General features: G+C 55.5%; 15 protein-coding genes. 10 read left to right on the top strand and 5 right to left on the bottom strand.

The features are described from left to right. Positions 1–1,048 precede the first annotated feature (1,048 nt). Positions 1,049–1,528, top strand: coding sequence for a DUF402 domain-containing protein (locus tag J2X61_RS35815; protein ID WP_310195219.1), 480 nt, complete (start codon positions 1,049–1,051; stop codon positions 1,526–1,528). 31 nt (positions 1,529–1,559) lie between these two features. Here J2X61_RS35815 and J2X61_RS35810 read toward each other — a convergent pair whose 3' ends face one another. Next, a complete protein-coding gene (locus J2X61_RS35810; protein WP_310195216.1) occupies positions 1,560–1,781 on the bottom strand; it encodes a PLDc N-terminal domain-containing protein in 222 nt (73 codons plus the stop codon). Between the two features lie 139 nt (positions 1,782–1,920). Between J2X61_RS35810 and J2X61_RS35805 the strand changes: the two genes are divergently transcribed. Then, entirely contained in the window at positions 1,921–2,424 is a 504-nt protein-coding gene (locus tag J2X61_RS35805; protein ID WP_274465795.1) for a hypothetical protein, read from the top strand. A gap of 53 nt (positions 2,425–2,477) precedes the next feature. On the opposite strand, the gene J2X61_RS35800 is transcribed toward J2X61_RS35805, so the two are convergent. After that, positions 2,478–2,993 carry an SRPBCC domain-containing protein gene (locus tag J2X61_RS35800; RefSeq protein WP_274465794.1) on the bottom strand — a complete coding sequence of 172 codons (516 nt, stop codon included), beginning with the start codon at positions 2,991–2,993 and terminating at the stop codon, positions 2,478–2,480. A 40-nt stretch (positions 2,994–3,033) separates the two neighbouring features. After that, entirely contained in the window at positions 3,034–3,378 is a 345-nt protein-coding gene (locus J2X61_RS35795; protein ID WP_310195213.1) for an ArsR/SmtB family transcription factor, read from the bottom strand. A gap of 278 nt (positions 3,379–3,656) precedes the next feature. Between J2X61_RS35795 and J2X61_RS35790 the strand changes: the two genes are divergently transcribed. After that, positions 3,657–4,454 carry a polysaccharide deacetylase family protein gene (locus tag J2X61_RS35790; RefSeq protein WP_310195211.1) on the top strand — a complete coding sequence of 266 codons (798 nt, stop codon included), beginning with the start codon at positions 3,657–3,659 and terminating at the stop codon, positions 4,452–4,454. 66 nt (positions 4,455–4,520) lie between these two features. After that, complete coding sequence (locus J2X61_RS35785) at positions 4,521–4,820, top strand: DUF6509 family protein (RefSeq protein WP_274465791.1); 300 nt, start codon at positions 4,521–4,523, stop codon at positions 4,818–4,820. A 91-nt stretch (positions 4,821–4,911) separates the two neighbouring features. On the opposite strand, the gene J2X61_RS35780 is transcribed toward J2X61_RS35785, so the two are convergent. Next, positions 4,912–6,060 (bottom strand): GGDEF domain-containing protein, encoded by a 1,149-nt coding sequence (locus J2X61_RS35780; protein ID WP_310195206.1) that lies wholly within the window; start codon positions 6,058–6,060, stop codon positions 4,912–4,914. Between the two features lie 164 nt (positions 6,061–6,224). Between J2X61_RS35780 and J2X61_RS35775 the strand changes: the two genes are divergently transcribed. The 5 genes from J2X61_RS35775 to J2X61_RS35755 all read left to right on the top strand — a co-directional run bounded on the left by J2X61_RS35775 (position 6,225) and on the right by J2X61_RS35755 (position 12,731). Next, positions 6,225–7,382, top strand: coding sequence for a glycosyltransferase family 4 protein (locus tag J2X61_RS35775; RefSeq protein ID WP_274465789.1), 1,158 nt, complete (start codon positions 6,225–6,227; stop codon positions 7,380–7,382). Between the two features lie 20 nt (positions 7,383–7,402). Further along, entirely contained in the window at positions 7,403–8,680 is a 1,278-nt protein-coding gene (locus tag J2X61_RS35770) for a metallophosphoesterase family protein (protein ID WP_310195203.1), read from the top strand. Next, positions 8,677–11,901, top strand: a complete 3,225-nt coding sequence (locus J2X61_RS35765; protein ID WP_310195200.1) for an AAA family ATPase — start codon at positions 8,677–8,679, stop codon at positions 11,899–11,901. Before J2X61_RS35770 ends, J2X61_RS35765 begins: the two co-directional genes overlap by 4 nt. Before the next feature lie 73 nt (positions 11,902–11,974). Further along, entirely contained in the window at positions 11,975–12,259 is a 285-nt protein-coding gene (locus tag J2X61_RS35760; protein WP_274465786.1) for a hypothetical protein, read from the top strand. Between the two features lie 31 nt (positions 12,260–12,290). Then, positions 12,291–12,731, top strand: coding sequence for a hypothetical protein (locus J2X61_RS35755; RefSeq protein ID WP_274465785.1), 441 nt, complete (start codon positions 12,291–12,293; stop codon positions 12,729–12,731). Here the strand turns inward: J2X61_RS35755 and J2X61_RS35750 are convergent. Continuing rightward, positions 12,663–13,703, bottom strand: coding sequence for a YkvI family membrane protein (locus J2X61_RS35750; RefSeq protein ID WP_274465784.1), 1,041 nt, complete (start codon positions 13,701–13,703; stop codon positions 12,663–12,665). The genes J2X61_RS35755 and J2X61_RS35750 overlap by 69 nt on opposite strands. A 142-nt stretch (positions 13,704–13,845) precedes the next feature. Between J2X61_RS35750 and J2X61_RS35745 the strand changes: the two genes are divergently transcribed. Continuing rightward, positions 13,846–14,451 carry a DedA family protein gene (locus J2X61_RS35745; RefSeq protein ID WP_310195195.1) on the top strand — a complete coding sequence of 202 codons (606 nt, stop codon included), beginning with the start codon at positions 13,846–13,848 and terminating at the stop codon, positions 14,449–14,451. Positions 14,452–14,475 lie beyond the last annotated feature (24 nt).

Genomic DNA, 14,475 nt, shown 5'->3' with positions numbered 1-14,475 from the left:
CCCCGTTTTGGGCTAAATAACGGATCGTATTTCCGCTAACTTACATACAAGAGCAGCCGCTTCGGCGGCTGCTTTTTTCAACTTATACATTCCTGTCCCGCGAGTTCCCACGTTGACATTCATCGGCGCATAGGAAATACAGTGCGCTATTTCACCAAGGACCACCCATTCTGCGAATGAAGAGGAAATACGATTCGTTATTAGGTGGTTTTTCATAGAAATTGGAGGGAAAACCGTGAGATAGCGAATCGTATTTCCGCATCTTCCCTCAAAGGCCCCGTTTTGGGCCAAATAACGGATCGTATTTCCGCTAACTTGCTGGTGAGTGGTGAGTTATACCCTTAGAGTGCAACCGTACCCGCACCTGCCCGATGGATACCGTAAGGATGTGTTTATGCGTCTGATGCTGCAGGTGATAACTGGAAAAACTCCAGTTAATCGAGTGTCCGGGCGGCCCTCAGAAGAGTATAAAAGGAATTTCTCCAGTTAAAATTTGCGATTGATGAGCCGGCATGGCAGTTTTTGCGAAATTAGCGGGAGATTTTCCAGTTACCGCTTCAGTTTAAAGGGAAAGCGGCTGGAATAACTGGAGAAATTCAAGTTACGGCTCATTCTGCGCTCGCCCCGCGCCCCCTGGCGCTCGTCCCGCGCCCCCTGGCGCTCGTCCCGCCCCCTGGCGCTCGCCCGCGCCCCCTTGCGCTCGCCCCGCGCCCCCTGGCGCTCGCCCCGCGCCCCCTGGCGCTCGTCCCGCCCCCTGGCGCTCGCCCGCGCCCCCTGGCGCTCGCCCCGCGCCCACCGACGCTCGCCCCGCGCCCCCTGGCGCTCGTCCCGCGCCCCCTGCCGCTCGCCCCGCGCCTTCCGGCGCCCACGCGCCCGCCGTGGCTCACCCCGCGCCCGCCGTCGCTCGCCCTCGAACTCTCTCCGATCGAGGAGTTTTGAAACGGCGCGCCTGTAATTTATAATAGAGCAGATGCAAGAGAGGGAGGTTCTCCTTCCAATACGAGTAACGAGGATGATCACAGTGGACAATCTGATAACCATTCAAGCAATGAAGTACGGAAATCGGCGGCATTATGAATGGAACACGAGCTTATTGGAAAAGACCGATTCCCATATTTTCGTTTTAGGCGAGTACGGCAGGCAATTGAATCATTATACGAAGCAAAAGGTATTTACCGTCGAGGCTTGGACGATCGAATATTTCTCAACAGAGTCGTGGTTTACGGTTAGTGCGGATGTCGTGAACGGCGCGATCCAGCACTATTATTGCAACATTAACCTCCCTGCGGTGATGCAAGGGAACACCGTTTCTTTCATCGATCTGGACCTTGACTATGTGTTCAGGAATGGGGAATGGAAAGTCGTTGATGAAGATGAATTCATTGTGAATGCAAGCAAGTTTCACTATCCGGAGGATTTGATTCATCGCGCGAGGCAGGAATTATTGAAGCTGCAGGAGCTTGTCGCGAAAAAAGGGTTTCCGTTCGACGGCTCGCTCGAAAGGTTCGTCGAGCGTATTCCTAGATAGAGGTTCTTACCGCTGGGGAGGTCGAAGAGAGCTAGTCATTGCGAATAATCAAATACACAATCAATCCAAGGATTGGAAAAAACAGCATGGTTAACAGGATCAGGATAGCGAATTCCGTGCTTTTTCGTCTCCGTATACAATCCCGGTAAGCCCAGACGCACAAGACGATGTGCGCTGCGAATAGCAGCAGAGAGATGACAAAAAACAAGATAATGAGGCCTGAACCAAAGGCAAAACCAACACTGCTGGACAAGTGTGCATCCCCCTTTTCGAGACCCGCACTAAGCCGCCGACGGTGTCTTTTGTTTATCTTTTTTTAAGATATGGTTTAGATGCAGTTTATTTCAATTTATTATCGTAAGGGTATAAATATAACAAGGGGGTCATGCGGCTTGAAAACCCTGACAATGACACAGAAGAAGTGGCTTCTGAGCCTACATCTCCTATTCGCGGCCATCATGCTGGGGACCAGTGTAACGTTCCTCATCTTGAGCATTACCGCAGCGAGCACGGAGGATTCGGGGTTGCTGCTTGCATGCTACAAAGCGATGCACGTGTTATCCGCAACATCCGTGCGGGCCTCTGTCATCGGGACGATCGTAACCGGCGTTCTGCTCTCCCTATGGACGCATTGGGGGCTGGTGAAATACTACTGGATCATAGCCAAAGAAGTCCTAAGTGCAATCGCGATCCTCCTCGGACCGATAGGTATGTATATGTGGACGCTGCGAGGAATTTCGTATTTGACAGATACAGGGGTGGGGGCTGCGGATCAAGGCGCGTACGTGGTAAATACAATCTCGCTATTCATAGGTATCGGATTACAGATCGCCTCGTTAGTTGCCATGTTTTTGCTATCGGTATTCAAGCCTTGGGGGAAGCGCAGAAAAGGGTGAATACAAATGAAAGGCCGCCGGCTTCAATAGCCAGGCGGCCGTTCCATCTTGTTCTACTTGAGTGTGTTCAAACGCTCTTCCAAACGATCCCAAGTTTCGGTGATGCCTTGGAGCATACCCATGTCCATAACCGTTTTAAGAGCTTCTGCGGAGACATATTCGCCACGGTTGATCAGCTTCGTTTTGCCGCCAAGATCGACGAACTCCAGCGTAACCTCGGTCGAAGGCATAGCGTCATTCGAATTGCCTTCCGCATCCGAGAAGTAATCGGTGTAGATAATTTTCTCCGGCTCGACGATCTCTTTATAGATGCCTTTGCCCCAAGATTCCATGCCATAGAAATCGCCATGATTCTTATCCACGCATTTCATGCAATAATGCCAAACGCCTCCAGGACGGAAATCGACGGTGCATACGGGAATGTCCCAACCTCTCGGTCCCCACCAGTGCTTGAGATGCTCAGGCTCCTTGAACATTTGGAACACGAGCTCGCGCGGCGCATCGAACACACGCTCCAGTACCAGTACCCGATCGTTCTCTACCCTCGAAAGCATTGCATTGTTTGACATTGTAATTCCTCCTTGTATTTTTGAATGATTTGGAATGGTTCTATGATTGATCCTTGTTCTGCAGTTTTCGCAAATAGGCTTCCAAATGATCGAATCGCTCCTCCGTGATGCGATGAAAGGATTTCACCCAGCTCTCCAATGCTTGGAAGGGTTCGGCACGAAGCTTATAGATGCGGCGGTTGGCTTCAGCCTTCACTTCCACAATCCCGTTCTCGCTAAGCACCTTCAAATGTTTGGAGGCCTGGGGCTGGCGAAGTCCCAAGCGTTCGGCGATTTCCCCAACAGTCAGGGGGCCGTCGCGCAAGAGTTCGACGATCTCGATTCGCTTCGGTTCGGCTAGAGCGCTCAGTATCGTCATGTCCATGCCCGGATCGTTTCCTGACATGCCAGTCACCTCGTTAATGGTTGATTTCTCGGTATATGCTCAACTCCTTCACCTGAAAGGTTACCTTGTTGTTGATCTAAATATACCCCATAAGGAATATTCCTGTCAAGGAATATTAAAAATTCCACATCTCCTAAACAGCTCAAACATGGGAATCCCTACGCAGGTAAAGTCCCTGCACCCCTTGCCATAATCGGACTGCCGTAAGTAAAATGTGGAAGTAACCAATCGGCGCAACAAACTGGCAATAGCAAACTTTCAGTTATGGAGGGGAACCCATGCGTATTCGCAACGACCGATTTCCAAATGGCGTCCACAAGGCGCTGACCATCAGCTATGACGATGGCAGAGTGCACGACCGCAGATTCGTAGGTAAGCTTAATGAGTATGGTCTCAAAGGGACGTTTCATCTCAACAGCGGATTTCTGGGCAAGGAAGGGTATATTACAGCGGAGGAAGTGGCTGTGCTCTTCAAGGGGCATGAAGTTTCGGCGCACACCGTCGATCATCCGTTCCTGGAGCAATCGCCGACGGAGCAAATCCTTCAAGAGATTAGCGAGGACCGGAAAGCGCTGGAGCAGCTCGTCGGCTATCCGGTCAGAGGGATGAGCTATCCGTTCGGAACTTATAACGATCACGTCGTCTCCATGCTGCCCGCCCTGGGCATTGAGTACGCCCGGACCGTGGCAAGCCATGGCAAATTCCATGTTCCCGCGGATTTCCTCCGGTGGCATCCGACGTGCCACCACAAGATGATGGTGGAGCTTGCCGAGCATTTCGTCCATCTCGAGCAGCGGCATAGCCGCATGGCGTTATTCTATGTATGGGGCCACAGCTACGAGTTTGAGAACGATAACAATTGGGAGATCATCGACCGGTTCGGGGAGCTGGCCGGCGGCCGCAGCGATATCTGGTATGCCACGAATGCTGAGATTGTCGCTTATATGCAGGCTCTGGACAGGCTGCGTTATTCGGCCGATCGCCGGATCGTGCATAATCCGTCGGCAATGTCCGTCTGGATCAGCGTGGAAGGCGAAGCCGTAGAAATTGCCGGCGGACAGTTGGTTCAGCTGTAGGCCTATGTGCTAATCTCTACATTTTCAGGTATACTATAGCCTGCAGATGTTAAAGGGGGGGATTCGATGTTTACGATTACAAGCTATACCGTGGAAATCGTCAAAGATCCGTTCGGCATTTTGAGCGGACAACGGTATGAATTTCTTATCGATATTGAAGTGGAAGAAGACGATGAGTTATTTTCCGAGAGCGGGCTGTACATTCGAGCCATCTATAACGTAGATGAAGACAAGTCGGGCTTGTTGAAATACGAGATTTATGAGAAAACGACTGAGCTGTATCTGGATTTTGACCTAGAGGACGATGAGGTTGCGGTTGTGGAAGCTTTCTGCAAGGAGCATGTGCTGGAAGCGGACGATGAATAGAGGATGAGTGAAAGAGTGAAAAAGTGAAAGAAAGGGCTGTCTCTGCCGGTCAAGCGACCGCTGATAGGACAGCCCTTTGTCTTGCGCCTAATTACGCATATTTGACGACTTTGTTTTTACCTGTTGTTTTGGCTTTGTACATCGCTTCGTCCGCCTGCTTGATCAGCTCTTCGGCGCTCAGTCCATTCTTGTACTTGCTGTAACCGATGCTGGCGGTGACGATCGTTTCCTTCTCGATCCGGCTGCGAACCCGTTCGGCGAAAGCCTCCATTTTGACACTGGGATCGGTGACCATGACGACCATTTCCTCTCCCCCGTAGCGGCCGGCAATGCCGCACTCCTCGACCTCTTCCTTCATAATCTGGGCGACCTGCTTGAGCACATCGTCCCCCATCTGGTGGCCTTGGGTGTCGTTCAATTTCTTGAAGTTATCGATGTCGCTGAACAGAATGGACACGGGAAGATGTCTTCCGACGTATTGCGTGACGCGGTTGTAGAAAAATTTGCGATTATACAGCCGTGTTAACCCGTCCGTGATGGAGGAATTGTAAATCGCTTGCATCAGCTCGACGACTCGATCGAATAGTAGCATGAACAATAGGAAGTAGAACACGATTGGCAAAACATTGCCGGCGACGGTTAACCAGGGCTGGGCATTCCCATACATGTAAGCATTGACGAGGTGGCCGGACTGCATGAAGAAGTAGACGGTTAACGCCGATTGGTACTTGACCTGCTGGCCGATGTAAGGCGGAATCATATAAAAGCAAAGGAAAATCAGCACGAATACGTACAGTTCAAGTGCGACATCCTGCAGCAGCCGGACCTGCTGAGGGGTTCCGTTATACATTTGCGGTACGCTGAAGTGCAGGATGGAAACGACCAGACCCATCAGAATCAAGCCATAGAAGAATATGTACTGTTTGCGGCGGGTACGGTTGTATAGCTGGTAGATGCCCAAATTCAACAGAACGAAGGAAACGATTTTGAGCATGAGCAGCAGATAGGACGTCAAGCCAGTATCCAGAGCCGTCAGGATGACATATAGTTTCAGAAGGTAATGGACGCCGACAAAAACAAGCGAAATCGTCATCGACATATAGCCTTTCTTCCGGCGGTCCAGAAATAATCGCAATGAAATCACGAACATTAGTGTAACAATGACCACTACGATAGCATTCGATAATAATGAAGCCAAATCACCGAATAAGAGATCAACAGGTCTCATGCGTTCCCCCATAAAAACCAAGATTTCGACAAGCTTTGCTACCTATTATAAAGGAAAATGAAGGAGAGGGATAGAATCGTTTCATAGAGCGCATATTTGTTGTTCTCTTTTCTATTCGACCCGCACAAGTTACAATAAGAAGGTAAGCTCAAGGATTTGGGAGAGGGGCTCATGCAATGAACATCTTGCAAGCTTTGTTTTTCCCCCCGGAACAGCCGGGTGGGGTGTCATCCATGGTTCCCTATATTTTGGACCGTTTCAATAAAAAAGGCTGGGAAATGGAGTTATTTTCGCTGCCTAAGCGGATTCGCAACAAGGGCACAGAGGAAGTGGAATTCGTCACTTTCGATTGGCGGAAATATGCCGGAAACCCGATCGTAGATAAATACATTCAAACGTACAAGGATTATGTTTGGTGGACGAAGCTGAGATTGACGAAGAAGTATGATATTATTCATGCGCATCATCCGATTGCGGCGATGGTGATGAAGCAGCTGTATCCGGAAACGCCGGTCATTCTGACGATTCACTCGAGCTTCGAGAGGGAGCTTATTCTGAACGGGCGCATTCAAGAGAACGGGGTCGAGCATCTCTTCCTGACTCAGATTTATGGAGAGCTGGAAGCGAGGGTCGATCAGATCATAACGGTCTCGAACTCCTTCAAGCAATACGTTGCGGAATATGTTCAGGACAGCGAACGAATCGGCGTGATTCCGAACGGCTTCGACGAGAAGCGCTTCCGTCCGATCTCCCACGAGAACGCCGTGACGCAGTTCATTACCGTATGCCGTCTTGTACCGGCCAAAGGGCTGGATACGCTGCTGATTGCTTGCGGGGAACTCAAGAAGCGGGGCCATCCCTTCGTTCTACATATTATCGGCGACGGACCAAGCCGGCCGGAGCTGGAGAAGCTGGCCATCGAGCACAATATATATGAAGATACGATTTTCTACGGCTATATGCTGCATCCGGAAGAATTTATGCCGTTCTTCGACGTCTTCGTCCTGCCGTCCCGAGCGGAAGCCTTCGGCTCGGTGTTCGCGGAAGCGGCGCTATGTTGGTTGGCGCTTATCGGCACGGATGTCGGCGGGATCGCCGAACAAATCGAGCACGGGCACAACGGGCTTCTGGTGCCTGTCGGCGATGCGATGGCGCTGAGCCATGCATTGGAGAAGGTCGTGATCGATCCGACATTCCGCTACAATCTGGCGAGAACCGCATGGGAGAAGGCGAAGAAGACGTATTCCTTGAACCGTGTGCTCAGACAGCTCAAGAGTGTGTACGAAAGCTATCAGATTGAGGGAGCAAGCGGCGAACAGAACGATAAAAGCTAAGGCGGGAAGGCGTTAGGGACATGAAACGACTGCGGTTTATGCATGCCGCCGACTTGCATCTGGATTCACCGTTCAAAGGCATGTCGGCGCTGCCCGAAAAGGTTCGTGAGCGAATGCGCGAATCGACGTTCAGCGCGCTCAAGGAGCTCGTGGCGGTTGCCACGCAGGAGCAGGTGGATTTTGTTATGATCAGCGGGGATGTCTACGATCTGTCGGATCGTTCGCTGCGCGCGCAAATTCGGTTCCAGAAAGCATTGGAGCAGTTAGCCGCGCACGGCATCCCGGCTTATATTATTCATGGGAATCATGACCCGGAGGATGGACGCGCCGCGAAGCTGGTTTGGCCGGCAGGCGTCCATTTTTTTGCGTGCGACCGGGTGGAGACGGTTCAAGTTGAGAAGCCCGGACGAGGCGTGATCGCCGAGATTCACGGGATTTCGTACCGCCATTCCGCGGTCACCGACAACTTAGCCTTGCAGTTCCGGGCAAGCCGCGTGGACGCAGCGCAGATTGCGATGCTGCATACGAATGTTGACGGCGACCCGGGTCATGACAATTACGCCCCTTGCAGCAAGACGGATTTGCTTGCGGCGGGCATGCATTATTGGGCCTTAGGCCATGTACATACGAGAAAGGTGCTTCACGAACGCCCGGCGATCGTATATCCGGGCAATCTGCAAGGCCGGAATATTCGGGAAACGGGCCCGCGCGGCTGTTATCTTGTGGAGATGTCGGAGGAAGGACAAGCTCACTTGACCTTCCGGGCGCTGGATGCCGTCCGGTGGTTTCATCAGCGTCTGACGATTGCAGGCATGCAGACGGAGCAGGATTTGAAAGACCGGGTCGGCGAAGCGCTGGAGCGTATCCGGGAAGAAGCGGACGGCCGCGATGCGGTCGTTCGGCTCACGCTGGAAGGGCGCGGCCCGCTCTCCGGTCTGCTGCGCCGGGGCAAGATGCTCCAGGAGCTGACGGCGGAGCTGAGGCTCGATGAAGAGGAGCGAAGCCGCTTCGTTTGGGTGGAATCGATCGAGGACCGCACGGCGGGCGAGCTCGATCTGGCGGCGCTGCGCCAGGAGAAGAGCTTCCTCGGCGATCTCCTGCGGTATGCAGAAGCGCTGCAAGGCGACGACGGCGCGCTTCACGCTTTCGCCGGCGAGGCGCTCGCCGCGCTGCAGAGCTTGCCGCAGTCAGCCGGCAACCCGGCTGCGGCGGATCCGGAGCGGCTGCGCGAGTGGCTGCGCGCCGCCGAAGCATTAGCCGCGGATCTCTTGTCCGCGGACGGGGGGTGGGCTGGATGAAGATCGTATCCATCCATGTGGAAGGCTTCGGCAGCCTGCGCCAGCGGCAGCTCGAAACGGACAGCCCGCTGGTGCTGTTCTACGGCGCCAACGAAGCGGGCAAGAGCACGCTCATGGGCTTCGTCCGCGCGGTGCTCTTCGGCTTCCCGCCCCGGCAGCGCGGGGCGGAGCGCTACGAGCCGCTGGGCGGAGGCGCCCATGGCGGCGCACTCACCCTGCTGGACGAGCAGGGTGAGCTCATTCGCGTCGAACGGTTCGACGCGGCGGCCGCAGGCGGGCGGCGAGCCTCTGCAGGGCTCGTCAAGGTGACCCGCGGTGACGGCACCACCGGCGGCGAAGAGCTGCTGAACACGCTGCTGGGCGGGCTGTCGCCCGACCTCTTTCGCAGCTTGTTCGCTTTCGGGCTTACCGAGCTGCAGGAGCTGCGCACGCTGCAGACAGACGAGCTCAGCGGCTATCTGTATAGCGCTGGGCTCGGTGTAAGCGGCTCGGCGATCATGGAGGCCGAGCGCAAGCTGACGGCGCAGGCCGACAGCCTGTATAGACCCCGCGGACGCAATCAGGAGATGAACCGTCTCCTGAGAGAGCTCGAGGGTCTGGAGCAGTCGCTGCGCCGCAGCAAGGATCTGGCAGCCGATTACGACCGGCTGCAGGAAGAGCGCCGCTCCGCGGAGGCGCGCATCGCTGCTCTGGAGGAGCAGCAGGAAGCGCTTCGCGCGGAGCAGCAGCGGCTCAGCCTGGCCGGCAAGGCCCGCAGCGGCTGGATCCGGCTGCGGCAGATCGGCCAGGAGCTGGCCGCGCTGCCGGAGCTGGCGGGCTTCCCGGAGCAGGCGTCGGCGCGGCTGGACGCGCTGGAAGCGGAGCGGGAGCGCATCATGGCGGAGCGCGCGAAGCTCGGGCTGCGCCGGCAGGGGCTGACCGAGCGGCTGCAAGCGATCCGCATTCAGCCGGACGTGCTGGCGCATCAGACGGAGCTGAACCTGCGGCTGGAGCAAGCGGCGGCGTACGAGGAGCAGAAACGCGGTCTGGATCAGCTGCGCGTGGAGCAGGAGCACCTGCGCGAACAGTTGGACAGGCTGCTGAAACAGATAGATACTCACGGCGATGAGAACGGGGAGGAGCTGGCGGCATCGTTCGCGGCGACCATTTCCTTGCGTGAGCAGATTCGGTTGTATAAGGAACGGTTTCAGACCGGCCGTGCGGATGAACTAAGGGTTCAGACCGAACGGGATACTTTGGAACAGCAAGTTCAGCGAACGGAAGAGACGGTCCGGCTGCTGGAGCACGAGCTGCGGGCCGCTCCGGTGCTGCCGGGAGGGGCGGACCCAACCGCAGCGCTGCAAAGCATGGCAAGGGATTATACGCGATGGCAGACGTTGGTAAGAGATATTCAGCACCGGCAGGAGCGGGAAGCGGTGCATAACCAGCTTCAAGCCCGGCTCGAGGAAGCGGCTAAAGCCAACCAAGCCGCCGCGCGGAAATTGCGCGGACGCATGGCCGCGATGACCGGCTTGCTGTCGCTCGTGGTGGCGGGTATCCTCGCCTGGCAAGGGAACTGGGCGCTGGCGGGTGGAGCGCTGCTGCTGCTCGCCGTTGCGGCGCTCTTGATTCTGCGCGGGAACCGCACCGTTGAAGGAGGCCGCGCTGGCCGGACGATGGCCGCGCCTTCGGAGCAGCCCCCTGGCGATGAAGCTCGCGAGCTTCAAGAGCTGGAGCGGCGGCTGCAGGAGCAGATCGCGGCGTTCATGAAGGCGGCGCAGGGGCAGCCCGGTTGGCGCGAAGCTGCTGCGGCTTCCGCCAGTCCGCCTTCCCAAGCGGCCCAAGCAGCCAAGATCCCGCTGCATGGCTTTCAGCCGCAGCTCGATGCGTGGCTGAGAGAGGCGGAAGGGAACAAGCAGCGGATCAGCCAAGGGCTCCGCAAGCTGGAGAAGCTGCAGGATGCCCAAGAGGAGCTGCAAGCCCTTCGCGGTCAAGCCGGACAGAGAAGCGCTGCCGCCGATCAGCTCGCCGGAGAGGCCGCTAGATTGCAGAACGAATGGCGGGGCATGCTGGAGTCGCTTGGACTAAGCGGGCGTTTGTCACCGGATGCCGCCTTGGAAACGATCCAAACGATTGAGCAGGGGCAGGAGAGCATCCGTCAGCTGCATAAGCTGTCTGCGAAGGCGGCGGCTTTGCGGCTTCGTGTAGAGCAATTTGAGGAAGCTGTCGGTTCCCGGCTTGGGGGCGCATACGGACACGAGCCTCTATTTGCGTTGAAACGCTGGAAGGAGGAGGAGCAGGAGCAGCTTCGTCTTCTCGAAGAGAAGCGGCACTGCGAGACCCAGCTCGCCGAATTGGAGGAGGAGCTGCTCCTGCTCCGGGCGAGTGAGGAGCGCGTCAGCGAGAGGCTGCAGCTGCTGCTGCGCGAAAGCTATGCTCGCGATGGCGAGGAGCTGCGCCTTCACCAGCGGGCCCAAGAAGAGCGCCTCAAGCTGATCGAGGAGCGGAAGCTGCTGGAATCTTCACAGGAAGCGCTTCTGGGCCGGGCTATGACGGATAGCTATTCCGAGCTTCTGGAACAGTGTGGAGATGAGGATCTGGCAGACCGTTTGCAGTCGATTGGCAGCCAGTTGGCGGACACGGCCGCCCGAACGAATGAATGGCGCGAGGAAGCCGGCAAGCTGGCCGCACGCATCGAGCAGCTGGAGCTGGGCACCGAGCATGCCGATGCTCTGCTCCAAGCCGAGTCCTACCGGACTACAATCCGGTCGCAGGCGGATCAATATGCCATCGCTTCGTTCGCTTCCCTGCTGATGAGGAAGGCGCGCGAGGTGTACGAGCAGGAGCGCCAGCCCGGCGTGCTGCTGCGGGCTTCCGAGTACTTCGCGAAGATGACGAACGGCGCCTTCGTGCAGGTGAAAGCACCGTTCGGCGAACAGCGGCTGGTCGCGATCCGGGCCGGCGGACAAGCTGTCGAGACGAGCCAGCTCAGCAGGGGGACGGCCGAACAGCTGTATCTGTCCATGCGGTTCGCGCTTGTGGAGGAATACGCCGGCAAAGCCGTGCTGCCGCTTGTCATGGACGATATTCTCGTGAATTTCGACGAGGCGCGAATGGAAAGCTGCCTGCGCGTGCTGGAGGAGTTAAGCGGCAGGCATCAAGTGCTGCTGTTCACCTGCCATGGTCATGTACGGGATGCGGCGGCTCGGGTCGTTCCGGGCCACCGTTTAATTCACTTATAGCAGCGTTTTCTATATGGATGGAAATCGCATTGGGAACATTTACGTTAGAAACAAAAGCGGGAGGTAACGGAACGTGGAGCCAGGGAGCGGGAAGAACAAAGAGCATCGGGAGATTACGTACCAGGTCGGTTGGAAGAAGGGCAAGATCGAGTGGAATGAAGGAGCGGGGGAAGCTTTCGCCCCGAAAGCCCATCGTGCGGAGCCTACCTGGGAGGCAGCCGCCCGCAGGCGGCTGCAGCTGATCTGGCTTCCGGCCATGAAGCTTCCCGGCTGGCTGCTGCTGCCGCTTCTTTATGCGCTTCCTGTACTCTGTTTCACCCTGACGCTTGTTCTTATCATTGGATTAAGACACGGATAGTACACTTGAGAAAGTAGAGGAGGACGTACGGATGAACCTGCTACTCGCGATTATCGGCGGGCTTGTCGGGCTTTTCGTCACAGGGGCGGCCTTGTATACGGCATGGATGATTCACCAGCTGTGGCGGCAGCAGGCTGCAGCCCCCAAAGCATTGAGCCAGGTGGACATTGCGGTCACCTATTTATCGCGCTGGACGGTGTTGGATTATGCAGCGATCGGGTTGTTTATTCTAGGTCTATTGCTGCTCCTGGCAGAGCTGTTCGCGCTTCTGCGCGATGAAGCGGCGACATCGGCTGCCTTTCATTATTCCTATTTGCTTACGGGCATTATTTTTTGCGCGATGGGCATGCTGCTGTTGATTTCCCGCTTGGCTGTCGTCTTGGGCTTCGCCGAGAGGGGGGCGCTACACCGCACGGCGCCGGTTGCGCCATACCATCAGCACGAGCCAAATCACGCTAATGAGGCCGAATAATGGATAGAGGGCGGCAAGCAGCACTTTGAAGCCGATTTGACTGACCAAATAGCTGAGTGCCAAGATGCTGAGGAGCAAGATCTTGGGATGCAGCTTCGTGCGCTGGCCGAGCTGCAGGGACAAGCCGTAAGCATCGGCGATGAACGTCGTGAAGATTTCACCGTAAATGACGAGCAAATAAGCAATCTGCGGCGCGGAGCCTAACCGGTTGATAATGTTTCCCATCGGGATCTCATATTGGGCGATTCCCGGCATCTGTGCGGAGAGCGCATAATGAGCGGACAGCAGCAGCAGACCGATGCCTGCTCCCCCGACCAGACCGCCCCAGATGAGATCGGAGCGCTTCTCGATGGAGGCTCCCATGGGGACAAGTACGGCTTGGGCCATAGCCAGGTTGAAGGCGGTATAGAGAAACGGTGAGAACCAGATTTTCCCGGGCGATGCATCGGTCGTTATTCTCAGCCAGTTGTCGGAAGCGGGCGAGTGCCACGTATAGACGACAATCACGATGCTGAAGACCAGCATAATGGGCACGACAATGGAATTGACCGTCATAATGGCTCCGATTCCGCGGGATAAGACGATGTACGCAAGCACGAGCGTCACCAGCAGTCCGGTTTGGTACGAGAGATGCAGCTGCTCCTCGAAGACCGTCCCTCCGCCGGCCAGCATGACCGTTGTAATGCCGAATAGCACCACCATTGTGAACAAGGAAATCCAATTGCCGATCTTCGGCCCGAATATAACCCGGTTGAGATCCTCGTACGAGGCAGCTTTCAATTCATGCGCCATCAGCATCAGCTTAATTCCGATCCATATGAAAAGCACGCAGGATAGCGCTATCGTGAGCGTCGCCAAATTGCCGTATTGCGTGAAAAATTGCAGAATCTCTTGCCCGGAAGCGAAACCGGCCCCCACGACAGTCCCGATATACGTAAAGGCAATTCGGATGATCTGTGAACCTGTTCGCATGGATTGCCCCGCTTTCTTTCGTTTGGTATAGTACAAGGTATGTTCGCGAAGACAGTCGCATGACTGCAACTTGGGGCAAGCCTTCGTTTCTGGTAAACTGGTTGTGAATGGGAACGAAGTAGAATGTGGGAGTGTGGCTCGGATGAAAGAAGCTCTTTATGACTTCATTGGCCATTATGGCTATATAGCCCTGTACCTTTTGCTATCCGCCGGCATTGTGGGCGTTCCGATACCGGATGAGACCTTGATGGCTTTCGTCGGTTCGCTAACCGCGCCGGGAGGCCCCTTTGAGTATGTGCCTACGCTCATGGTGATTTACGCGGGGACGATGACGGGCATGATCGTGTCTTATATCATCGGACATCGTGTGGGCAAACCTTTTCTGTACCGGTATGGCAAATGGTTCAAGCTGACGCCGGGGCGAATTGAACGGGCGGAGGAATGGTTTCACAAATATGGGCTTTGGACCGTATTTTTCGGATATTTCGTGCCGGGGGTCCGGCATTTTACCTGCTATTTATCCGGTGTCAGCGGCGTGAAGTTTTATAAATATATGCTGTTTGCGGGGACAGGCGCGCTGCTTTGGTGTACAACCTTCCTCACCCTGGGGCATTTTATCGGAAGCAATTTGGATGAGCTGTTTCAGCTGATACATAAATATATGGGAATGAGCTTGATCATAATCGCGGTCATTGCGGTCATTGCCGTGCTTGTGTATTTGCGGTTTCGGAAGAGACGTGCTGTTTGAGGAATGCCAAAAAAGACCATGCTG

Origin of the sequence: Bacillus sp. 3255 (genome assembly GCF_031456485.1) — a bacterium.
GTDB lineage: Bacteria > Bacillota > Bacilli > Paenibacillales > NBRC-103111 > Paenibacillus_E.
The sequence above is the reverse complement of the archived record's forward strand: the minus strand, read 5'-3'. Positions and strand labels throughout refer to the sequence as shown.

Bases quoted from the DNA above. Each gene is read 5' to 3' on its own strand.
- J2X61_RS35780 (WP_310195206.1), bottom strand. From the start codon at position 6,060: ATGGGGGAACGCATGAGACCTGTTGATCTCTTATTCGGTGATTTGGCT.
- J2X61_RS35800 (WP_274465794.1), bottom strand. From the start codon at position 2,993: ATGTCAAACAATGCAATGCTTTCGAGGGTAGAGAACGATCGGGTACTG.
- J2X61_RS35795 (WP_310195213.1), bottom strand. From the start codon at position 3,378: ATGTCAGGAAACGATCCGGGCATGGACATGACGATACTGAGCGCTCTA.
- J2X61_RS35750 (WP_274465784.1), bottom strand. From the start codon at position 13,703: ATGCGAACAGGTTCACAGATCATCCGAATTGCCTTTACGTATATCGGG.
- J2X61_RS35790 (WP_310195211.1), top strand. From the start codon at position 3,657: ATGCGTATTCGCAACGACCGATTTCCAAATGGCGTCCACAAGGCGCTG.
- J2X61_RS35770 (WP_310195203.1), top strand. From the start codon at position 7,403: ATGAAACGACTGCGGTTTATGCATGCCGCCGACTTGCATCTGGATTCA.
- J2X61_RS35755 (WP_274465785.1), top strand. From the start codon at position 12,291: ATGAACCTGCTACTCGCGATTATCGGCGGGCTTGTCGGGCTTTTCGTC.
- J2X61_RS35785 (WP_274465791.1), top strand. From the start codon at position 4,521: ATGTTTACGATTACAAGCTATACCGTGGAAATCGTCAAAGATCCGTTC.
- J2X61_RS35765 (WP_310195200.1), top strand. From the start codon at position 8,677: ATGAAGATCGTATCCATCCATGTGGAAGGCTTCGGCAGCCTGCGCCAG.
- J2X61_RS35815 (WP_310195219.1), top strand. From the start codon at position 1,049: ATGAAGTACGGAAATCGGCGGCATTATGAATGGAACACGAGCTTATTG.
- J2X61_RS35775 (WP_274465789.1), top strand. From the start codon at position 6,225: ATGAACATCTTGCAAGCTTTGTTTTTCCCCCCGGAACAGCCGGGTGGG.
- J2X61_RS35745 (WP_310195195.1), top strand. From the start codon at position 13,846: ATGAAAGAAGCTCTTTATGACTTCATTGGCCATTATGGCTATATAGCC.